19 protein-coding genes are annotated in these 20,145 nt (G+C 62.4%); 7 read left to right on the forward strand and 12 right to left on the reverse strand.

Going from position 1 to position 20,145, the window contains the following annotated elements:
- Positions 1-18 precede the first annotated feature (18 nt).
- The 4 genes from NKJ00_RS11910 to NKJ00_RS11925 are packed head-to-tail and all read right to left on the reverse strand — an operon-like array spanning position 19 to position 4,150.
- Positions 19-987: a glycosyltransferase family 2 protein gene (locus NKJ00_RS11910; RefSeq protein ID WP_352439751.1), complete on the reverse strand. Its 969-nt coding sequence runs from the start codon at positions 985-987 to the stop codon at positions 19-21.
- On the reverse strand, positions 977-1,927 hold the full coding sequence (locus tag NKJ00_RS11915) for a glycosyltransferase family 2 protein (RefSeq protein ID WP_023811600.1): 951 nt from the start codon (positions 1,925-1,927) through the stop codon (positions 977-979). Before NKJ00_RS11915 ends, NKJ00_RS11910 begins: the two co-directional genes overlap by 11 nt.
- Positions 1,927-2,922: a glycosyltransferase family 2 protein gene (locus NKJ00_RS11920; RefSeq protein WP_352439752.1), complete on the reverse strand. Its 996-nt coding sequence runs from the start codon at positions 2,920-2,922 to the stop codon at positions 1,927-1,929. The genes NKJ00_RS11915 and NKJ00_RS11920 overlap by 1 nt, the downstream gene beginning before the upstream one ends.
- 55 nt (positions 2,923-2,977) lie before the next feature.
- On the reverse strand, positions 2,978-4,150 hold the full coding sequence (locus NKJ00_RS11925) for a glycosyltransferase (RefSeq protein ID WP_352629831.1): 1,173 nt from the start codon (positions 4,148-4,150) through the stop codon (positions 2,978-2,980).
- 184 nt (positions 4,151-4,334) lie between these two features.
- On the opposite strand from NKJ00_RS11925, the gene NKJ00_RS11930 reads away from it, so the two are divergent.
- Both NKJ00_RS11930 and NKJ00_RS11935 read left to right on the forward strand, forming a co-directional pair.
- Positions 4,335-5,831, forward strand: coding sequence for a lipopolysaccharide biosynthesis protein (locus tag NKJ00_RS11930; RefSeq protein ID WP_023811597.1), 1,497 nt, complete (start codon positions 4,335-4,337; stop codon positions 5,829-5,831).
- A gap of 52 nt (positions 5,832-5,883) precedes the next feature.
- Positions 5,884-6,906: a phosphoribosyltransferase gene (locus NKJ00_RS11935; RefSeq protein ID WP_352439754.1), complete on the forward strand. Its 1,023-nt coding sequence runs from the start codon at positions 5,884-5,886 to the stop codon at positions 6,904-6,906.
- Between the two features lie 142 nt (positions 6,907-7,048).
- On the opposite strand, the gene NKJ00_RS11940 is transcribed toward NKJ00_RS11935, so the two are convergent.
- The 8 genes from NKJ00_RS11940 to NKJ00_RS11975 form a co-directional block, all read right to left on the reverse strand.
- Positions 7,049-8,128 (reverse strand): glycosyltransferase, encoded by a 1,080-nt coding sequence (locus NKJ00_RS11940; RefSeq protein WP_023811595.1) that lies wholly within the window; start codon positions 8,126-8,128, stop codon positions 7,049-7,051.
- Positions 8,129-8,203: 75 nt separating this feature from the next.
- Positions 8,204-8,653 carry a hypothetical protein gene (locus NKJ00_RS11945; RefSeq protein ID WP_023811594.1) on the reverse strand — a complete coding sequence of 150 codons (450 nt, stop codon included), beginning with the start codon at positions 8,651-8,653 and terminating at the stop codon, positions 8,204-8,206.
- A 13-nt stretch (positions 8,654-8,666) separates the two neighbouring features.
- Complete coding sequence (locus tag NKJ00_RS11950; protein WP_352439755.1) at positions 8,667-10,109, reverse strand: GMC oxidoreductase; 1,443 nt, start codon at positions 10,107-10,109, stop codon at positions 8,667-8,669.
- A gap of 92 nt (positions 10,110-10,201) precedes the next feature.
- Positions 10,202-11,533 carry a UDP-glucose dehydrogenase family protein gene (locus tag NKJ00_RS11955; protein ID WP_352439756.1) on the reverse strand — a complete coding sequence of 444 codons (1,332 nt, stop codon included), beginning with the start codon at positions 11,531-11,533 and terminating at the stop codon, positions 10,202-10,204.
- Between the two features lie 67 nt (positions 11,534-11,600).
- Complete coding sequence (exoK, locus tag NKJ00_RS11960) at positions 11,601-12,458, reverse strand: endo-1,3-1,4-beta-glycanase ExoK (RefSeq protein ID WP_352439757.1); 858 nt, start codon at positions 12,456-12,458, stop codon at positions 11,601-11,603.
- A 148-nt stretch (positions 12,459-12,606) separates the two neighbouring features.
- Positions 12,607-13,002, reverse strand: a complete 396-nt coding sequence (locus tag NKJ00_RS11965) for a single stranded DNA-binding domain-containing protein (RefSeq protein WP_023811590.1) — start codon at positions 13,000-13,002, stop codon at positions 12,607-12,609.
- A 281-nt stretch (positions 13,003-13,283) separates the two neighbouring features.
- Positions 13,284-14,306, reverse strand: a complete 1,023-nt coding sequence (locus tag NKJ00_RS11970; RefSeq protein WP_023811589.1) for a glycosyltransferase family 2 protein — start codon at positions 14,304-14,306, stop codon at positions 13,284-13,286.
- A gap of 95 nt (positions 14,307-14,401) precedes the next feature.
- Entirely contained in the window at positions 14,402-15,532 is a 1,131-nt protein-coding gene (locus NKJ00_RS11975) for a nucleotidyltransferase family protein (RefSeq protein WP_352612492.1), read from the reverse strand.
- A 513-nt stretch (positions 15,533-16,045) separates the two neighbouring features.
- On the opposite strand from NKJ00_RS11975, the gene NKJ00_RS11980 reads away from it, so the two are divergent.
- From NKJ00_RS11980 to NKJ00_RS12000, 5 genes are all read left to right on the forward strand, one after another.
- A complete protein-coding gene (locus tag NKJ00_RS11980; protein WP_013891488.1) occupies positions 16,046-16,198 on the forward strand; it encodes a lasso peptide in 153 nt (50 codons plus the stop codon).
- A gap of 136 nt (positions 16,199-16,334) precedes the next feature.
- Positions 16,335-16,649, forward strand: coding sequence for a PqqD family protein (locus NKJ00_RS11985; protein WP_023811587.1), 315 nt, complete (start codon positions 16,335-16,337; stop codon positions 16,647-16,649).
- Positions 16,633-17,241, forward strand: a complete 609-nt coding sequence (locus NKJ00_RS11990) for a lasso peptide biosynthesis B2 protein (RefSeq protein WP_352629834.1) — start codon at positions 16,633-16,635, stop codon at positions 17,239-17,241. Before NKJ00_RS11985 ends, NKJ00_RS11990 begins: the two co-directional genes overlap by 17 nt.
- Positions 17,238-19,160 (forward strand): lasso peptide isopeptide bond-forming cyclase, encoded by a 1,923-nt coding sequence (locus NKJ00_RS11995; RefSeq protein WP_352612488.1) that lies wholly within the window; start codon positions 17,238-17,240, stop codon positions 19,158-19,160. Before NKJ00_RS11990 ends, NKJ00_RS11995 begins: the two co-directional genes overlap by 4 nt.
- The gene (locus NKJ00_RS12000; protein WP_023811584.1) at positions 19,157-20,143 is read left to right on the forward strand and encodes a phosphoenolpyruvate carboxykinase (ATP); all 987 of its coding nucleotides are present in this window, start codon (positions 19,157-19,159) and stop codon (positions 20,141-20,143) included. Before NKJ00_RS11995 ends, NKJ00_RS12000 begins: the two co-directional genes overlap by 4 nt.
- Positions 20,144-20,145 lie beyond the last annotated feature (2 nt).

Genomic DNA, 20,145 nt, shown 5'->3' on the forward strand with positions numbered 1-20,145 from the left:
CTCCATGTGCCTGCATCTTCACCTCCCCGCCCCAACGGCAAATTGTGCCGCCATTCTTCGCAACCGCACGGCGATCGGCATGCCCATATGCCTGACCGCCGCCGGGTCGCTGAGCGCTGTCCGGATCGCCTTGAGCGGGGACCGCGCCTTGATGTGCTGTACCAGTGACAGAAACGATGCCGCCTTGCGCAGGCTGCGGCCGCGCCGGGCAAACGCGGCTTGCGCAGCCTCATCCATCGCATGGGTTTGAGCGAACTCGGCATCTGCCTGGCTCATCGCTTCGACGTGGTGAAGCTCGAGCACGCGCGAGATGGAGCCGCTGCGGATATGATAGGCATAGCCGATATCAGGCTCGACCACGCATTTGCCACCCCTGGCCAGGGCTTCGGCAAATAGGACGTAGTCTTCGCCGATCCTCAGCTTTTCGTCGTAGCGAAGCCGGTTTTCGTTCAGGAACTCGCGCTGGAAGATCGGCTTGAGATAGCCGAGGTTGAACTTGGATTCGAAGACAACGTTGCCGGCGATGTAGGTGGCCAGCGAAATCTCGCGCAAGCCTTCCAGATACTGCCGCGGAAACATCGCGTCCTCGATGACGCCATCTTCGCGAACGACCTGCAGATTGTCGACGGCGATCTGGGCATCCGCGCTTTCGGCACGAGCGATCATGGCCGCGAGCCGGCCGGGAAAGACCGCGTCGTCGGAATCGAGAACCGCGATCCATCTGCCTTGGGCGGCGTCGAGGCCGGCATTCCTGGCGCCGCCGGGGCCGCGGTTGCTGGCCAGGGCGACGACACGGACGATATCCCCTGGATAGGCCCGCGCCACGTCGAGCGTAGCATCGCGCGACTTGTCGTCGACGACGATGATTTCGACGCTGACACCCTTCTGGGCGATGGCGCTGGCAATCGCCCGATCAAGGGTCGCCTCGGCGTTGTAGGCGGCAATGACGAAGGAAACATCGGGGACAGAGCTGACGTCAGACTGCACGCTTGCCTCCCTCCTGTGGCGACGGCTGGCCATAGAGGCGGATTTCGCGGATGCCGACGAGGCCGCTGACGACACCGACATGCATAATGCCGCGCAGCACGCTGCGGTTCCTGCGGACCGGACTGACGACGACCGGAAGTGCCGAGGCGAAGCAATAGATGGCCTTTGCCGAGGCCAGGCCGACCTGCTTGACCAGGCCGATGCCGCTGGCGCTGCTGCCCAGGAGATGGCCATGCGTCTGGCCGACGCGGAAGCGGCGGCGGCCGAGCCAGTCGAATGCCGCCCTGGAGCGCGGCACCACTTCGTCGACCCAGGCCTCGGGCGAGAACGCGATGCGGCCGCCCGCCTTGTGCATCTGATCGAAGAATTCGGTGTCCTCGCCGCCGGTCTGGCCACGCGCCAGGCTGAAGCGGCGGCCGCGCAGGCTATCCGAGCCCATCCGCAGCAGAACATTGCAGGTGTAGCCGGTGCGGATCTCGCCGCGCACCCAGACGGGCAAGGTCGAATGGAAATCGCCGCGCCGCATCCAGTCCGGCGCATCTGGGCGATAGCGCGCCCTGACCGGGCCGAGCACGACGGCGACACCGCTTTGCTGCGCCATCACGACCAGTTCGGCGAGCCATTGATGCGTGGCCGTCTCGTCGTCATCGATGAAGGCGACGAAATCCGCTGTGCTCGCATCGAGGCAGGCATTGCGGGCGATCGAGATGTTGCGCGCCGGGGCATGCCGATAGTGGATCGGCACCGTCAATTCCCGCGACAGCGCCGCCACCAGATCACGGGCCGTCGGGGTGTCGTCATTGTCGGCGACGATAATGCGGATATCGAATCCCGCCGGCATCTCCATGGCGTCGAGCGAGCGCAGCGTGTCAGCCAGCTCCGGCCGGCGGAACGTGCAGACGCCGATGTCGATGCTGCGGTTCTTTGCCGACACCGCCATCAGGCCACTCCGCGTCGCGAGCCGAGACCGAGAAGCTGCAGCCAGAAGCCAACCGACCAGCCAAGATGCATGACCATGGCCGAGACACCGGCCAGCGCAACGTCAGCCTTGCGCTGGCGGATAGCCGCCACCAGTCCGTAGCCCAGGCACACCGACACCCACAGCAACAAAGGCACTGCCGCAATCCAATGCACGAAGGAGAAGGCCGCAAGAAGAACCACCGGGAAGACCGCCAGCGGCAGCATCTGCCGGATCTTTGGGATGACGCGGTGCTTCAGCACATTCTTGGCACGCCCGCGACCGTAGCCGAGATACTGGAAATAGAGGCCTGAGAGCGAGGCGCGCGGATAGTAGACCATCTGCGTCTTGCCACTCATCCAGATCTTGTAGCCGGCCTTGCGCAGGCGGTAATCGAGCTCGGCGTCCTCGTTGTGGCTGAACGTTTCGTCGTAGCCGCCGACGGCGCCGAACGCCGATATCCGCATCAGTGCATGATGGCCGTGATCGATCCACTGTCCCTGCGAAAGATGCCGATGCTTCGAGCCGCCGGTGCCGAGCTTGGAGTTCTGCGCCGCGGCGGCCGCCTTCTGCACGGCGCCGCTGCCGCTGGTCAGCATCGAAACGACGACCGAATCCGCTGATGTAGCCAGGGCTTCCTCGACCAGTCGGTCGCAATAATCGTCGGGATAACCGCCATGTGCATCGATGCGGATGAGATAGTCGGCACCATCGCCGAAGGTACCGACGGCGAGATTGATCGCCGCGCTTTGGATGCGCCGCTTGTTGTGGAGCAGGATAACCCGCGGGTCCCTGGCAATGACGTCCTCGACGATGGAAAGCGTGCCGTCGGTGCTGCCGCCGTCGGCGACGATGATCCGGGCGCCAAGCCGGGCGGCCGCGGGCCGCAGTTGATCGAGCAGCGCACCGATATGGGCGGCTTCATTCAGGCACGGAATAACGATCAGGTTGGATGAGGGTCTTTCGGTTTGCGTCATCAACCCCTGTCCATCTTGCCTCTGTCCATCTTGCCTCTGTCCATCCTTGGCCATCCTATGCCAATGCCTCGGCGGCAAAGGAGCCGGGCACGGCCGTCAGGCTGCGCAGCCGCTCGACAAGCGCCCGGCAATCGCTGCGATCGTAGCTCCAGGTCCTCGGATTGCGAGCCAGAACGCGCTCCTTCAGCCTGGCGAAGCGATGCTCTTCCATCTTGCCGAGCACGGCTTCGAGCGCTTCGGGCGACGCCTGCGGCAACAGCACGCCGATATCCTGCTGTTTGAGGAACCGCCCGGTCTCGGTGTTGCCCATCGAGATCGGCACCGCTCCGAAACGGCAGCCTTCGTAGAGCCGGTTGGGCAGAAGCCATTCGGAGTTCTGCCCCGCTTCGAAGAAATCGATCGCCCAGGAAAAATGGACATCGTTGTAGATCGCCGCCATGTCTTCCGGATTGCGGTAGGGCCCGAGAAACGACAGCCACGGCTCGGCTTCGACAAAGCCGTGAAAGTCACGGAATTCCGACAAAGCCGGACGTCCGCGCAGCACGATTTCAAAGCGGCCCTCCATGCGGCGGGAGAAATCGGCCAGCAGCTCGAGCGAGCGGCGGCAGCGCAGCGCACCGAACCAGCCGATCCGCCATGGCGGACCGGCCGGGCTCTCTTCAGCCTCCGGAGCGCCGGGCAAGATCGTCGCGGCCTCGAAATATTTGTTTTCGACCAGCTCGATGGGTGCCGCGACCTGGCCGAACGGCTTGAAATAATTGGCGATAAAGGCAGGAGAACTGGTCACCAGCAGCTTCACATCCCTGGCCAGAAAGCGTTCGGTGGCGCGCAGCGCCTTGCCCAGGACATCCTTGCGCAGCACAAGCCGATGAATGTCGAGGCACTCGTATACGATCGGGACCGATGCACCGAAGGCTGACCTGGCGCGGCGGGCAAGCGCCAGCATTTCCAGGTTGCGCGCGATGATGAGATCCGGTTTTGGCATGCCGCCAAGCTTCGAGCCTATCGAAACGGCTGCTTTGGCGACGGCCGCGAGGCGTTGGCCGAATCGCCCGTCACGCGTCGCGCCGAGGTCGATCGGCCGCAGTCCCTCGATATCCGCAATCGGATTCGCGGTGCGACGGAAGCCGGCCAAAGTGACCTGGGCCCCACCTGCCCTGAGCATCGTGATCCGCCGGCGCACCGCCGGGTCGGAAACGTCGTGCACAAGGTACAAGACATGCAGCATAAAAACTCGACCGCTGTTGGCCCACCCGAGGGAATGCTAGTACAGCTCTTGCTGCATCGCAACATTTTTGCTGCACGCATCGACGTTTTCTGTTGCACTGCAAAATTATTGCCGTAGTTTGTAGTCGGCGGCGGTCGTGGATTTCGGGCTCGGAAATCCACGTAAAAAATCAGGAATCCTGAATTTGGAAGCCAATGCATTCGATCCGCCAGAAGGCTCCTTGCGCAAATCGGTTGGGCGCGGCGCGGTTGTCACGGCCATGGCGCAATCGGTGCGGGTCGCGACACAGATCCTGTCCGTCATCGTGCTGTCGCGGTTATTGTCGCCACAGGATTTCGGTGTCGTGGCGATGTGCGCGCCGGTGCTTGCCTTTATCGCCCTGTTCCAGGATTTCGGCCTGACCCAGGCGACGATCCAGAAATCAGGCATCCGGCATGAGGAGGTGAACTACCTCTTCTGGATCAATGTCGCCGTCAGCGCTATCCTGGCTTGCGTGCTTGCGGGTGCGGCGCCGCTGGTTGCTGCCTTCTACGGCGAGCCGCGCGTGACGGGCCTGGTGGCTGCGTTCGGGCTGCAGATCATGGCCTATGGGCTGGGCGCCCAGCATCTGGCGCTCTTAACACGCCGCATGCAGTTCGGCCGGCTGGCCGTCATCGACGTCGCCAGCGCCATTGCCGGGCTTGCGGTGTCGATCGCCTGGACCTTTATCGATCGCTCCTATTGGGCCCTGTTTGCCGGTACGCTGACCGGTGCCGTGTTGCCGACGCTCTGCTATTGGGCGAGCTCGCGCTGGCGTCCGGGCCTGCCGCGCAAGGTCGCCGGCATCGGCGAGCTGATCAATTTCGGCGCCGGCATCACCGGCTTCAACTTCGCCAATTTCTTTGCCCGCAACCTCGACAATGTGCTGATCGGCAAATATTGGGGCGAGGCGCAACTCGGCCTCTATGACCGCGCCTACAAGCTGCTTCTGTTTCCGTTGAGCCAGATCACCAACCCGCTGTCGAAGGTGATGGTTCCGGCGCTTTCCAGGCTTAAGGACGAGCCGGATCGCTACCGCAGCGCCTATCTGCGCGTCATGCCGCTGATCCTTCTGGTGGCGCTTCCCGGCGTCGCCTTCGCCACCGCGATGTCGGATGTGCTGATCCCCTTCGTGCTCGGCGAGCAATGGCGCGCAAGCGCCTCGATTTTCCTGGCGCTCGGCTTTGCCGGGCTGCTGCAGCCGCTCAACAATCCGGCCGGGTGGCTTTTCGTCAGCCAGGGCCGCTCCGGCGATTTCATGCGCTGGGGCATCATAACGGCCGTGACGTCGGTGCTGGCTTTCATGCTCGGCCTGCCCTATGGCGCGCTGGGCGTGGCGATCGCCTATGCGATCAGCGAATATCTGCGGACGCCGTTCCTGTGGCTTTATGTCGGCAGGAGCGGGCCGCTGCAGGCGCACCATGTGCTTCGCGCGGCAACGCCGTTCGTGCTTGGCGCCCATCTGGCGCTGGCCGTGATCTGGTTCATCAAGCCCCTGCTGCCCCAGCAGCATGTCGTCGCCCTGGCCAGCGGCGCCGTGCTCTCCTACCTCATCACCATCGTCATCGCACTGGCATTCGCCTCCGGCCGCGAAGCCTTGCGCGAGGCCCTCAAGATGCTGCCGGCAAGGCTGCCTGCGGCGGCGGCGCGCGAAGCGCAATAATTTGGGCGTCTTCGACTGCTACGGACATCTCCTCCAGGACCAGGTCTGAACCATGCACTACCGATCGATCTCCGATATGAACGACGCCATCGTCAGGGGCCTGCACCGGCTGCCGCGCGATATCGACCTCGTGGTCGGTGTGCCGAGAAGCGGCGTTTTGGCAGCGACGCTGGTCAGCCTTGCCGCGAACATCCCGATGACCGATCTCGACAGCTTCCTGGAAGGGCGGATCTATACGTCTGGCGTCACCAAGCGCCGTGCCGCTCTCGACCGCAAGGTTTCCGAGATGCGCAAGGTGCTGGTGATCGACGACAGCGTCGCCGGCGGCAACGCCATGCGCGACGCACGCGCCCGCATCCAGGCTTCGGGCATCGAGGCGGAGTTCACCTTTGCCGCCGTGTTCGGCCTTGAGCCCCAGCACCAGGAAACCGACCTCGTCTTCGAAGTCGTGCCGCATCCGCGCATGTTCCAGTGGAACTTCATGCATCATAAATTCCTGGCGCAATGCTGCGTCGATATTGACGGCGTGCTGTGCCTCGATCCGACAGAGGCGGAAAACGACGACGGCCCGGCCTATGAGAAATTCCTCAGCGAAGCGCGGCCGCTCCATGTCGCGACCCACAGGATCGGCTGGCTGGTCACCAGCCGGCTGGAGAAATACCGCGCGCTCACCGAGGCATGGCTCGCCAAGCATGAGATCAAATACGACCAGTTGATCATGCTCGATCTGCCGAGCAAGGCGGAACGGCAACGGCTCGGCGCGCATGGCAGTTTCAAGGCCGACTTCTACCGCAAGTCCGATGCCATCCTGTTCATCGAGAGCGAGCACGAACAGGCGCTGAGGATCACCGAACTGTCAGGCAAGCCGGTGCTGTGCGTCGAAACGCATATGGTCAGCTTTCCCAACACGCTGTCGCTGCCGGCACTTGGTCAGGCGGCCAGGAACCTGCCGGCAAGGCTGCGGCAGATCAAGTCGCAAGAGGGCCGCAAGAGCGCTGCCAAGACCATTGCCCGCGCCCTGCTTGGCGCCCGCGGCTACGAGACGCTGAAAAGCCGGGTCAAACGCCCGGCCTGACCTGCTCAGGCGGCGCCGTTAGGGCAATTCCAGGAAAAGTGTGAACGGTTTTCCCGGGAAAAGCGCATAGCGCTTTCCCTTGGGAATTGATCAAAACAAAGAGTTAGAGGAGTTCGCCGTTTCCGTGACACGGCGAACTCCTCTAGGCCGCCTGTCGCGCGCGTTGCTGCATCGCCCTGTCCAGTATCGAGAAGAAGGTGATGAACTGGCGATCGGGATCGAGTTCCGGGCGCCCGGCGAAGCTGCGGGCGAGGCTTGAAAGCCGGTCATATTCCTGGTTGTCGTTCCACAGCCGCCTGACGGCCGCGACCCAATCGGCCAGCGGAGCATCGTAATCCAGCACCACGCCACCGGAGCCGACAGCCTCGGGCAGACCGCCGCGCCGCGAGCCGACAACCGGGATTCCGCTGCAATGGGCCTCCGAAGCGACGCGGCCCCACGCCTCTTCCCACTTGCTGGGAGCAAGCAGGATCTTCGTGCGGCCATAGACCGTCTTCATGTCGCTGGTGCGGCTCTCCAGGACGACATTGCCCAAGGGAGCGATCGTCTGTTCGATCCGCGCCCGGTGATCGTCGTCGAGCTTCCAGCTTTCGACGAACAGGAAGGGGATTTCGCGGCAGGCGCCGGCGATCCGCACCGCGAGTTCAAACCCCTTTTCCTCATAAGGGTTGATCAGCGTGACGAACTGGCCCGTCGTTGGCGTCGAGTAGTGCGCCGGGTTGATGGTGGGCGGGATTACCACCGCCTCGATGCCGAACTCCTGTCTGTAGGTACGTGCGGTGAAGTCCGAATTGGCGATGTAAAGCGCTGAATGCAATTCGCGCAGATCGCCGCCCAATTCATGGAACTCGACATTGCGGAGATAAACGACCAGAGGCACGCCCTCCGCCTGCAGCGCCTTGCCGATCGGAACCGATTTGTGACACTGGACCACGGCGACATCGGGTTTCAGCCTGTCGACGGCATAGCCCGCCGCTTCCCAGGGAAACCAGGCCCGCACCACCGGATAGCCGGGATAGCTGTCGACAACCGCCGGCTGCCGCAACAGCTTCATCTTGGCGCGCGCCTTGAAGCCGAAGACACCGTCACCGAACAGGGCGGCGAGCACAGCGGCTTCATGACCGTGCTCGATCAGCTGTTCGGCCAGATGATGCGTGCTCGACTGAACGCCGCCACTGAACTCGGGCGGGTAGCCGTTGCCGCCTGCAAAGAGAACTTTCATGATCGGGCTCCTTGTCGCATCTCGTATTCCTTGCTCGGAGACAACAGGCAAAGTCCGCCGCCTCTCTTTTCGACGTCAGGCAAGTTTCGGCGGCTCCAGATTGGCGAAGGGATTGGTACAGGATTGCCAGCCGGTAAATCGGATCGGGTCGTTGGGCGAACTGCGCCAGGCGTAGTCCGTCAGCATATGGAATTCGGCGACGACCCAGCGGTCGAAATGCAGCAGATCTTCCCGCTTCCGCTGGGGCAGCAAGCGGCGCGCGGCCCCCAGTTTGAGCTCCTCCACCAAGGTGACGGCGTCACTCAGTTTTTCGCTCGGAAAGTTCCATGGATTCCTGTCGCGGAACGCCAGCACGAACTGCTGCAGATGCTCTATGCGGATGTTCAACTTGCCAAGGTATTTTTCCAGCGTGACGCGCACCAGATCCTCGTCCGAGAACGAGGAAACGGCGGCGTAGGCGACCCCTGTCGAAACCACTCCGCCAGCCATGACGGCCAGGGCCGAGCGTCTGGAAATCTCGATCATGCGATACCTCCTTTCACGCGATCCGGCTCGCCGCCCGCAAGGACAGCGCTGCCGCGGTCAGGCTCGGGTTGGCGCAGGAGCAGCTCGGATAGGTGCTGGTGCCGACGACGACCAGATTTCTGAGCTGGTGGTGGATCATGCCGCTGTCGATGACCGAATCGGCTGGGCCCGTACCCATCCTCAGCGTGCCCTGGACGTGCGATTCGGTCGGCCGGATGCCGCGATCGAAGAGCTTTTCGACCGGCAGCGGCGCCAGAAGGCCAGGCAATTTCTCCAGAGCGCGCGCCATGCCCTTCACCGCATAGTCCGATGGCGCCTTGAAGCTGACGAAGGCATTCTCATCCTCGTCCAGCGTGACGAAGTTCTCGGGATCGAGCAAGTCCTCGGTGACCACGACAAGCGGCAGCGCCTGGCGTAGCCGCCCTTTTTCGGCACGCAGTCCGTGCTGCCAGCGGTTCTCGAAATAGACCAGTGCCGCCGCATGCTCCGATCGGTGAGGACCATCATAGAGGCCGAAATTCAGGCCTGTTGTGATGGTGCTGCCGTCGAAATTGTCGACGCCGTCGAGATAGACCTCGAAATTCCAGCCGTAGGATTCGTGCAGGCCGCTGCCGACAAATTCGCCGCCCAGGCCGGATCGCAGCATGATCGCCGCGCTCTGGATGGCATTGGCGCCGAGAATGAAGAGATCGCCGCTGACCTGGTATTCCTTGCCGTCATGGCTGAACGTGACCGAACGGACAGCGCCGCCGACGTGATCGAGCCGGCGCACTTCCGCACCGAGGCAGACCGAAACGTCGGGATGCTCGAAGACGTGCATCAAGCCGTTGTTGACGGTGAATTTGGCGTCGACCGGACACAGCCAGCAACGCAGATTGGCACAGCACGAGGTGCGTTGCGATGTCGGCAGCCGCGCCCGCGCGGTTGGCATGACGAAGTGCTGGCCGGGCTGCGCCGCCTTCATCATCCTGTCCGGTGTCGACATGCGATGCGGCGGTTGCGGAAACGGCTTCGAGCGGGGCAGCATCGCCGCCATGTCGGGATCGCCGGAGATCGACATGATGTCTTCCGCGTCGCAATAGAACGGCTCGACGTCGTCATAGCTGATCGGCCAGTCATTGCCGATGCCGTAGGTGCTTTTCAGCCGGAAATCATTGGGATGAAATCTTGGCGTCTGCGCGAACCAGCAGTTCGTCCCGCCACCCAGTCCGATCGTGTAGTTCCACGGCTTGTTGGAATTGGTCTTGTAGGTCGTCTCGTCTTCGATGTCGGTGTTGACGTTCTGCTCGAGCTGCCATTCATGGGTGTTGTGGCGTCCCCACTCCAGCACCAGAATGCGCGCCTTTCGGCGCTTGGCGAACTCATGCAGGAAGAAGGCCGAACCGAAGCCGGAGCCGATCGCAACGAGATCGAAATGGTCCTTGGTGATTTGCCCCGGCTTTACGTCCAGCACCATCGGCTACAACTCCACACAGAAATACGCGCTCAGTCCCAGCGCCCGCAGGCCATGTGCGGACCGGTCTTGCATCCGTCTGCCAGGACCTGGTCTCATGCCGCCATTCTGCCGATCGAGTGATATTCGATGCCGTGGCGGGCGATGACCTTGGGGTCATAGAGGTTGCGGCCGTCGAAGATGACCGGCGTAATCAGCGCATCCTTTACCGCATCGAAGGAGGGCGCACGGAAGCTCTTCCATTCCGTGGCGATCAGCAGCGCATCGGCGCCGCGCAGCGCCGCCTCCTTGGTGCCGCACAGAAGCAGGTCGTCGCGCAGCCCGTAGATGGACTGGCATTCCTGCATCGCCTCGGGATCATAGGCCTGCACATTGGCGCCGGCCTTCCAGAGCGCTTCCATCAGGACGCGCGCCGGCGCCTCACGCATGTCGTCGGTGTTGGGCTTGAAGGCCAGGCCCCAGAGCGCAAAGGTCTTGCCTTTGAGGTTGCCCTTGAAATAGCGGTCCACCTTGTCGAAGAGAACCGATTTCTGTGCGTTGTTGCGCTCCTCGACGGCGCGCAGCAGCTTGGCGTCGAACTTGACGCCTTCGGCGGTCTTGATCAGCGCCCGCACGTCCTTGGGGAAGCACGAGCCGCCATAACCCAGACCCGGATAGATGAAATGGTAGCCGATGCGGGGATCGCTGCCGATGCCCTTGCGGACCTCCTCGATGTCGGCGCCGAGCTGTTCGGCCAAATTGGCCATCTCGTTCATGAAGCTGATCTTGGTCGCCAGCATGCAGTTGGCGGCATATTTGGTGAATTCGGCGCTGCGCACGTCCATCACGATCATCTTCTCGTGGTTGCGGTTGAACGGCGCGTAGAGTTCGCGCATCACAGCCTCGGTGTCCTCGCTGTCGGTGCCGACGATGATGCGGTCCGGCTTCATGCAGTCGGCGACCGCGGACCCCTCCTTGAGGAACTCGGGATTCGAAGCGACATCGAAAGCCAGGTCCTCGCGGCCTCTTTTCTTCAACGTGTCGGCGATCCTAGCTTTCACCTTTTCGCAGGTGCCGACCGGCACCGTAGACTTGCCGACGACGATCTTGGGTTTGTCCATTTCGCGGCCGATGGTCTCGGCGACGGCCAGCACATATTTGAGGTCGGCCGAGCCGTCCTCGCCCGGCGGCGTGCCGACCGCGATCATCTGGATCTCGCCATGCCTGACCGCGGCGGCGGCATCGGTGGTGAACTTGATGCGGCCGGCAGCATGGTTTTCCTTAACGAGGTTTTCCAAACCGGGTTCGAAAATGGGAACCAGGCCCTGGTTGAGCCGCTCGACCTTGGCGGCGTCGATGTCGACGCACACGACCTGGTGCCCGACTTCGGCAAGGACCGCAGCCTGCACGAGGCCGACATAGCCAATTCCAAACACCGTCAAATTCATTCGGTTTCATTCCCATGCAAGGCAGCGGACCGTTTTCGGTCCCGCCGGTTCAAATCGACTTTCCCAACTACTTTACACTGCATGCCAGCGATTCCGGAAATTGACAGGGTTCGCCGAGCGCCGTGAAGGCAACCCGCTCGATCTGCAGGGAAAGCTTGCGGCCCGGATCCGCGAACGCTCCCATCCAACCCTTCATCGTATCGCTGCCCCAAAAGCTGAAGAATATCTTCTGTGCATGGCTGGGCAGCTTCGCCGGGTCGGTAATCGTGTTTACCAGCTGGCCGTTGACGTACCATCGCAAGCTGTCCTTCTGCCAGACGAAGGCGTAGTCGTTGAAGGCGTTCTCCGTGCCGCCCGGCACGTCGACGAGCTTCTCGTTCTTGCCCTTGCCCGCGATATAGGCATTGACCTGCACCTTGGAGGTGTCCTTGGTCAGGACCTCGAAGTCGATCTCGTCCCAGGGCTGCTTGTCGCTGGGACCGATATAGGTGAAGAACGCCGCGTTGAGGCCGGAGCCGGTATCGGTCTTCAGCCGTGCCTCATAGGTGCCGTAGCCGAAGCGCTGCTTGGTCTGGATCTCGCCGCAGACGTAGTCGCGATCCTTCAGCGTCTGCTTTTCGAAGCCGAGCGACAGCACATTATTCGACAGTTCGACCATGCCTTTCGACCAGGTGCAATTCTGATGGCTGCCGTTGTTCCAGCCGTCGGAAACATACCAGCGCGCACGATCGAAGCTTTTGAAATCATCGACGAAGGACGGCGATGTCGGAATGTCCTGGGCGTAGGAAGGGGTTGCCAGGAAACCAGCGAGAGCAGCCAGCAGCAAGGCACCGAGCGACCCCAGCCGCCGCCGGGCGGCTTGCCCGGCCCGATATGAGAGAGACGGTGCGTCAATTGCTGTCGTAGGTTTCGGATTCGAATTCATACCAAACTCACCTTTGCGCTGTGTGTCCCCAACCCAAAGTCGACGTTCGAACCGCTCCTGAACGGGCCAACCTTGACCTCCCTTGTGACCCTCTCGATTGCTTCCCGCCCTGCATCAAATCTGTTGCAACAGTTCCGAGCCTTCACGTTCAACCTCTGCCTGCGCCTGCCGGCCAGGCGAATTCCGCCGAGGTGGCCGAATCGGCATTCTCGTCGAAGACCATATCCAGCGAATGACGGAGCTCTTTCATCATGCCGTCCTGGCGCGACAGCGCCGCGATGCGGCGTTCGCAATTCAGGATCGACTGTGTCAGTGCGCTGACTTCCGAAGACCGCTTGTCGGAAGCTGAGCCGTTTTCCATGGCTTCGACCAGGAAGGCGGCGTTGGTCGACGTTGTCCGGTAGCGATTCTCAAGCCCGGTTCTCTCGGCCTCGATCTCGGCCGCAATCTGCTCGAACAGCTTTGCCAGACGATCAAGACGTGAAACATCGGCCTGCCGGTCGCGGGCCGGATCCCTTGATCTGAAACCGAATATCGAGGCCATGGACTCAGTTCCTGTCATCGCCGGCTTGTGGGCCGGGCTTCTGGCCGATCCCCGCAGCCGGGGCTCAAAAACTCGTGTTGCGTTGTCCTGCTCCGGAGAGACATCAGACCAATCCGATCGGGGGCCAGTTCGGCTGGTCGTCCACTATGCTGCACCGCAACATAGACTGCCATCGTCGGAGCCGCGAGGCAACCACCCAATTCGTAAACTCATAAATCCGGCCGAAATGGTTTCCGTGATGACGTGCCGCGAGGACAAATTGCAAGCACCGGGGTCCGCTCTCAGCGTTCCTTGCCCATGCTGGTTCCGGCCATCAGAAAACGCCGCGGCGGGACATGTTTTTGGCTGGACATAAGGCCGACGCGACGAAACAGCGCCTCGAGCTTGTCGGAAGCCACGCCCTGGACGATGGGGACGAGGTTGGACAGGCTGGCGAAAGCGTAAGCCGCAGCCGATGCCAGCCCCCGCTCAGCCTTGACGTCAAGGAAATTGCGCAGCCGATATTTGTCGCGCACGTGCCGTTCATGCCGCCTTAGCACCGCCTTCGAGCCTTCTGGCAGACTGTCTATCGCCAGCAGCGCCAGATCCGCATCGGCCAAACGCTTCAGGTCCTGGGTCTTGTGGCGGCCGCTCAGAGAATCGGCGCGGACGACGGCGCCGTAGCCGCAGGAGCGAATGACCTTGAACCGTGCCCCGCATGCGACCGCGCGGGCGTAGAGTTCATAGTCCTCGCCCAGCCGCAGGCTCTCGTCGTAGCTCAACCCGTGGCGGTCGAGGAAGGCACGGCTGATCACCGGCTTCAAAAAGCCCAGTTCGCCCCTCTGCACGCGGCGCCTGGAGATGTTGCCTTCGACGAAGCGCTCGAAATCGAGGAATTCCGGATCGGCGGCAAATTGCGGCGCGACGATTTTCGTCGCGTCGCCCGTCGCATCATCCCTGATCAGCATGATGTTGTCGGCTGCGAAATCCCAATCGGCGCCGGCAAACAGGTTGCGAAACCGGCCTTCGAGGAAGAAATCGTCGGCATCAAGAATGCTGATGAACGGCGATTTCGAGCCGGCGATGGCTGCGTTGCGGGCAAAGGAGGGGCCGCGATTGACATCGAGGCGCATCACGGAGAGCCGCCCGCTGCCATCATCGGCGGATCGTGCGACATCGGCGGTGTGGTCGGTGGAGGCATCATCGACAACGACGACCTCCGCCACTTCCGGTTCGCGCAACGCGGATGCGATGGCGACGGCGATTGTCGCTGCGGCGTTTTTTGCCGCGATGATCACGCAGACCTCGGATTTCGTCATCGACATGGATTTGCCTCTCGTACAGGTAATATCGATTTGCCCTCGCCCCGTACTCCTTCGATGCCCTACAGAATTGCCATCAGCACCCGATTTGCCTTCATTCAGCGACTCCCCGGCCGCTCGAAGATACGGCGGCTGATATCGGCGGACGCCGCCCAGCCGGCTTCGGCCAGATAGCGGACCGGCGCGCGGCCGCACAGTTCCCACAGCACCGTTCGCCGCTGTGGCCACCGCAGCGACGGCAGCCACGGCGCGATGACCATGCTGAGCAGATCCTCATTGCCGATGCGCGACAGGATCCTGGTCGCGCGCTGCGACAGCAGCGTGCCAGCACCGCCGAGTAGCACATCGGCGGCGCGCAGGCCAAGCAGCAGCGTGTCGTCCAAACCTTGCACGGTTGCGGCATCGAGCAAACGCTGCTGATCCGCCTCGTCGAGTCGGCCGGCGCTGGCGCTGATATCACAGACGTAGCCCGCGCAAGGTTCCCGGTTGAAAAGTGCCTTGGCAACGCTGATGCAGGACAAAAGCAAAGTATCGGCAACCGAGGTGAACGGCACCGTCGCACCGGCGATTTCGACCTGTCGTTTGCGCCGCAGGAACCCGTCCGCGTCGCGCGGGCTTGGCGAGCCGGGCTGCTGGAGGCGGTAGTGGAGATCTACCGTGGACGACCTCGGCCCGTCGTCCCGGGTCATGTGCTGTTCGCCGAGGAAGCGGACCCACCAGACGGAGTTCGACTTGCCTGATACCTCATAACCGATCTTGCGAAGGGCATCACGCGCCCTGACAAATCCGAGCGGCGAAACCAGAATGTCGACATCGCCGGACGGCTTCATGAAGTGGTCGTCGTAGAGAAGCTGCTGCTGGAACGGACCCTTCAGAAAAACAAAATCGATCTCGCTGGCGCGCAGCACATCATGGACCGCCATGGAATCCATGATGCAGGACGCGTTCATCGAAACCGTTCTCCTGCGGTAGGTGTCGAGCCATCGGAAAAGCTCAGGCGGCCTCTCAAGCGCGGGTGCGCGCGAAAGGGCCTTGAGGACAAAGGTGGCGACCTTGTTCAGCCTGGCGATGTCGGCAATTTTGGCACCGTCCAGATCACGCATCGAAATGTCGCCCGCGCCGGCGTGCGGCCCGGCAAAATAGAATCGCAGGCAGGCCTGCACGTAGGCCACCTCGTCGGCACAGCCGGCGGCGCGCAATCGTTCGTATGAGCCGTCAGGCAATGCCATTTAGCGCACAATCTCCAAAGAAAGCGGTTTGCGCGAGACACTTATGCTGCATGTGCGAAGCAAACATCACCAAAAACCTCGGTGCCGTAAAGCCTTTCCTTTTGCAGTGCGAATTTTTGCAACCGAGCGCCTATCGAGATCGCGTCGGAAAGAAGTGAGAACCGCGGCTGAAATGTCCTTGTCAGGTCTTTTGCCGATCCCCGGCCGAATTTTCCAAACAGAAAATTCTTTCCATTAGCGACGCCTAAAAATAGGCACAAAGCAAACGACTTATGCAAGCAAAATCACATGCTTAAAGAATCAGCGCGGGCGCTGCCATCGTGCCCAAGGAATCGGCTAAAAAGTGACAAGTTTTAGGCATGGCCGCTCATGTCCTGACGCCAGCAACGTAATTGATTAACGGAAGGTAAAACAGTCTTGACTCATAAATGCTGCCGTGCAGCTATTGCATTGCAGCATAAAAGTGCTGACGGCACTCGACAGGCCGTTTCCAGTCCTAAATCGGAGAGTAAAATGGAACAGAATGTTGAAAAGCATGAATACGAGACACCAAGCCTGACGGTTCATGGTTCGATTGAGACCATCACCCAGGGTGGCGGCGGCAACACGGCGATCGACGCATCGTTCCCCGCGCACACGCCGATCGGCGACCTGACGTTCTCCTGAGACTTATAGCCGTTTCCAGAGTGACATTTCGGGACTCTGGATTCAAAAGCAGACGTAAGAGGGTCGGGGGGCCAGCCTCCCGACTTCTCCTGCGCCAACCGGAGATGTCGAAGCGTTTTGTCAGTGAGGTGCGGGGATGAACTGGAAGCAATCCGACCATGATCTGGCCGACCACGATAGCGTGAGTGCGACCAAGGATGCCGTGGCTTGCGAGTTCGGCGATGGCTTGGCTCTGCTCAATCTCAAATCCAATGTCTACTACAGCCTGAATGGCGTCGGCGCCTTCATCTGGGATTTGATCCAGGAGCCCCGGTCGCTCGGGGACATCCGCAGCGCCGTTCTTGCGCGCTATAATGTCGACCCGGTGCGCTGCCAGGCCGATGTCGACGCATTGCTGAAGGGCCTGGCCGAAAATGGGCTTGCGAGACGGCATCATGAGGCACTTGTCTAAGCCGACCCAGCACAAGGCGCTGGTTTGGCAGGCCATAGTTTCGCGGGCCCTGGTTTCGCGGGCCCTGGTTTCGCGGGCCCTGGTTTCGCGGGCCCTGGTTTCGCGGGCAACGGCTTTACGGCAGGAACCCGCGAGGGAAACAGGCCTCAAGCAGTCGAAGCGCGGCGGAAGCCGGCACGGGCTGGTCAGGATTTTCTCCCTGAGCGGCTCGGAAATGATCTTCCTTGGCCATTGCCTGCTGGTGGTGGCGACAGTTCGGCTGGGGCTGACCCTGCTGTCCTACAATCGTGTACGCAGCCTGGTGACGCGGCTCGACGCGCGGCAGTGCGCCTCGATGGGCGAACTGCGGCGTGTCGCCTGGGGTGTTGCCGCCGCGGCCCGTTTCGTCCCTTACGCTACGTGCCTGACCCAAGCGCTCTCCGGCCAGTATATTCTCGCCCGCCAAGGCAATGAATCGACGATACGCATCGGCATCGAACGTGGTACGGGCGAGCAGTTGAAAGCACATGCCTGGCTGGTCAGCGACAACCATATCGTGCTTGGCGGATCGATCGACGGCTTCGCCCATCTCGTCGACCACGGCAGCCGATGAGCGGCGTCGCCGGAATCCTGCTGCGCGGAGCACACGCACCAGCGGTCGCGGCGGCAGACATTCAGCAAATGCTGGCGCGCATGCGCCATCGCGGTCCCGACGGCGGTTCATGGTGGCTGGACACCAGCATCGCCCTTGGCCACGCCTGGCTCAACACATCGGATGAGGTCGGTCCAGGCCCTTTGACGATGGCTGGCGGCCGGCTCGCCATCACCGCCGATTGCCGGCTGGACAACCGTGACGAGTTGCTGGCCAGGCTCGGTATCCGCGACCAGTCGGTGGCCGACGCGATCGTGCTGATGCGGGCCTATCTACGCTGGGGCGAAGCTTGTCCGGAGCATCTGCAAGGCGATTTCGCGTTCGCCATCTGGGATGACGAGCGGCAATCGCTGTTTTGCGCGCGCGATCATTTTGGCGTCAAGCCGTTCTACTACCACGCGGCGGACCAGCGTTTTGCCTTTGCGTCCGAGATCGGGCCGATCCTGGAGGTCGAAGGTATCCGCGCACGTGTCAGCGAGCGCCAGATCTCCGGCTTCCTGGCCGGGCTTCCCGACGACCCGCAGTCGACCCCCTACAGCGATATATTCAGCCTGCCGGCCCGCCACAGCGTAACCGTCACCGCGCAACAGGTGGTGCTGCGCCGATACTGGCAGATCGAGCCGTCGGCGCGGCCCTTGCGGTCGGATGCATCGGAGGAATTCGCCCATCTGTTCTCGCAATCGGTGCGCAACCGCATGCGAGGGACCTCGGCAGTCGGCGCAATGCTGAGCGGCGGCCTCGATTCCTCATCTATCGCCTGTGTCGCCGGCCTGCAGAATGCCGCTGCGCGCAGGCCGAAGCTGCCGACCTTCTCGCTGATTTTCGAGAGGGGCTCGCCGATGGACGAGCGGCCCTTCATCGATGCCGTTCTCGACCAGCAGAAGGTCGACGCGACGCTGATCCCGGTCGGCAACTATGCCCCATTCGCCGAATTCGAACGCGTGCTGGAAGAACAGGAAGGAACGTTCCTGGCGCCGGGCCTGACGCTCACCCGCGGTATCTACCGGACTGCCGGCGCCAAGGGCATCAAGGTGCTGCTGGACGGCCATGGCGGCGACGAGGTCGTTTCCCAAGGCCATGGTCACCTGCACGAGCTTGCGAATGGCGGCCGATGGATGGATCTGTGGCGCGAGGTCCGCAGCGCCTCCAATACCTATGGCGACAGCACGCTTGGCCTTTATCTCCAGTTCCTGACCCTCTACGGGCCGGCCTGGCGCATCGCCAAGCTGAGGCATCTGGCCAACCGTGCCCTGAACAGGATCCGCAAGCCCGCGCACGTGCAGCGCGCACGAAGCTGGCGCGACCTGATCAATCCGGACCTTGCCAAGCGCACCGAGCTTGTCGACCGGTTTCACCGGGCCGGCTATATGCCGCCCGGCGTTCAGGCCAGCGACGCCTTGAGCCATCGCTGGATCCTGTCGAACGGCTATGTCCCGCATGCTTTCGAGGTTCTCGACAAGGCCGCCGCCAATTTCGGCGTCGAGCCGCGATACCCATTCTGGGATAAGCCGCTGGTCGAGTTCTGCCTGGCGTTGCCGGGCGAGGAGAAGCTGAGCCACGGCTTTGGTCGCTATGTGCTGCGTCGCGCCATGCAAGGCGTATTGCCGGAGGCGGTGCAGTGGCGGCGCGACAAGATCGACTTCACCGCCAATCTCGTCAACGGCATGCTGCGCAACCATCGCGACCTCCTGGAACAGCTGCTGGTCTCGGATGCGAACCGCATCGCGCCTTATGTCAATCTGCCGCAAGTGAGTGCTGCCTATGCGCGACTGCTGCGCCAGCCCGATCAGGCAGCCCCCCTGGATGTCCAGTATGTCTGGCGCTCGGCCTCGCTGTCGCTCTGGCTGCGGCAACTCCAGCACGGCGGGAGCCCCACGTGATGCCGCGCAACGAGCCGCTCGCTCTATACAATGATGATGCCTGTTCACATGGCCGGGCCATGCGAAAACGCCGCTTCTACCGCGCCTATGGTCTGACCATCGCGTCGGAGGTGATGTTGCCCGAACTGCAGCCGGCGCCGCCGGGGGCGGCGGATCTCGTGATCGCTGTCGGCGCGATCGACCTGCCAAAGCCGGCGCTCGAAGCCGCGGCCGACTTTCGCTTCGAGCCGGACCGGCAATATCTGGCTTGGCATGCCGTGGGCGCGTTCCTGATCACCGATTTCAGCCGTATCGACATAGAACCGGCGCCCGGCGTCGACGATGCGCTGCTCGCGTTTCCGCTGCTCGGTCCGGTCATGGCGCTGCTCTTGCACCGGCGCGGCCTGCTTGTCCTGCATGCCAGTGCCATCGCCGCCGCCGGCACGAGCGCCATCTTCATGGGTGACAAGGGAGCCGGCAAGTCGACGACGGCAAGCGCGATGATCCGGGCCGGGCATCGACTGCTTACCGATGACGTGGTGGCGCTGGACCTTGCCAATCCGAGTGAGCCAATGACCGTTCCGGGCTTTCCGCAGATCAAGCTGGCGGCCGACGCCGCTGCGGCGATCTCGCTCGGGGAAGCGGAAGTGCGGCCGCAAGTGCATCCGGCGATCGACAAAATGCAGCATCGCCTGAACGGTGACTTTTCAGGCGACAAGGTGCCGGCGACCAGGATCTATGTCCTCGAGCGCGGCGAAAGGGCTGACATCACGCCCTTGCCCGCCATTGCCGCCCTGCCGGCCATCATCAAATTCTCCTATGTGACGCGCTTCGGCCGTGCGGCGCTGCCCGACGACTTCGCGGCGGCGCATCTTCAGCAATGTTCATGGATTGCTAACCATATCGGCGTGTACCGGCTGGAAGTCCCGACGGGCCTGGACAGGATCGGCGAAGCCGTGGAGCTGATCGAAAAGGATCTGTCGGCTGGCAGCCGGCGGCCGTGAGC

The organism is Mesorhizobium sp. M0227 (genome assembly GCF_040321855.1).
Lineage (GTDB): Bacteria > Pseudomonadota > Alphaproteobacteria > Rhizobiales > Rhizobiaceae > Mesorhizobium.

Excerpts from the sequence above, each read along its gene's own strand:
- NKJ00_RS11990 (WP_352629834.1), top strand. The coding sequence starts at position 16,633 with ATGAGGCACTTGTCTAAGCCGACCCAGCACAAGGCGCTGGTTTGGCAG.
- NKJ00_RS11940 (WP_023811595.1), bottom strand. The coding sequence starts at position 8,128 with ATGAAAGTTCTCTTTGCAGGCGGCAACGGCTACCCGCCCGAGTTCAGT.
- NKJ00_RS11935 (WP_352439754.1), top strand. The coding sequence starts at position 5,884 with ATGCACTACCGATCGATCTCCGATATGAACGACGCCATCGTCAGGGGC.
- NKJ00_RS11980 (WP_013891488.1), top strand. The coding sequence starts at position 16,046 with ATGGAACAGAATGTTGAAAAGCATGAATACGAGACACCAAGCCTGACG.
- NKJ00_RS11985 (WP_023811587.1), top strand. The coding sequence starts at position 16,335 with ATGAACTGGAAGCAATCCGACCATGATCTGGCCGACCACGATAGCGTG.
- NKJ00_RS11995 (WP_352612488.1), top strand. The coding sequence starts at position 17,238 with ATGAGCGGCGTCGCCGGAATCCTGCTGCGCGGAGCACACGCACCAGCG.
- NKJ00_RS11965 (WP_023811590.1), bottom strand. The coding sequence starts at position 13,002 with ATGGCCTCGATATTCGGTTTCAGATCAAGGGATCCGGCCCGCGACCGG.
- NKJ00_RS11970 (WP_023811589.1), bottom strand. The coding sequence starts at position 14,306 with ATGTCGATGACGAAATCCGAGGTCTGCGTGATCATCGCGGCAAAAAAC.
- NKJ00_RS11945 (WP_023811594.1), bottom strand. The coding sequence starts at position 8,653 with ATGATCGAGATTTCCAGACGCTCGGCCCTGGCCGTCATGGCTGGCGGA.
- NKJ00_RS11975 (WP_352612492.1), bottom strand. The coding sequence starts at position 15,532 with ATGGCATTGCCTGACGGCTCATACGAACGATTGCGCGCCGCCGGCTGT.
- NKJ00_RS11915 (WP_023811600.1), bottom strand. The coding sequence starts at position 1,927 with ATGGCGGTGTCGGCAAAGAACCGCAGCATCGACATCGGCGTCTGCACG.
- NKJ00_RS11950 (WP_352439755.1), bottom strand. The coding sequence starts at position 10,109 with ATGGTGCTGGACGTAAAGCCGGGGCAAATCACCAAGGACCATTTCGAT.
- NKJ00_RS11925 (WP_352629831.1), bottom strand. The coding sequence starts at position 4,150 with ATGCTGCATGTCTTGTACCTTGTGCACGACGTTTCCGACCCGGCGGTG.
- exoK (WP_352439757.1), bottom strand. The coding sequence starts at position 12,458 with ATGAATTCGAATCCGAAACCTACGACAGCAATTGACGCACCGTCTCTC.
- NKJ00_RS11955 (WP_352439756.1), bottom strand. The coding sequence starts at position 11,533 with ATGAATTTGACGGTGTTTGGAATTGGCTATGTCGGCCTCGTGCAGGCT.
- NKJ00_RS11920 (WP_352439752.1), bottom strand. The coding sequence starts at position 2,922 with ATGACGCAAACCGAAAGACCCTCATCCAACCTGATCGTTATTCCGTGC.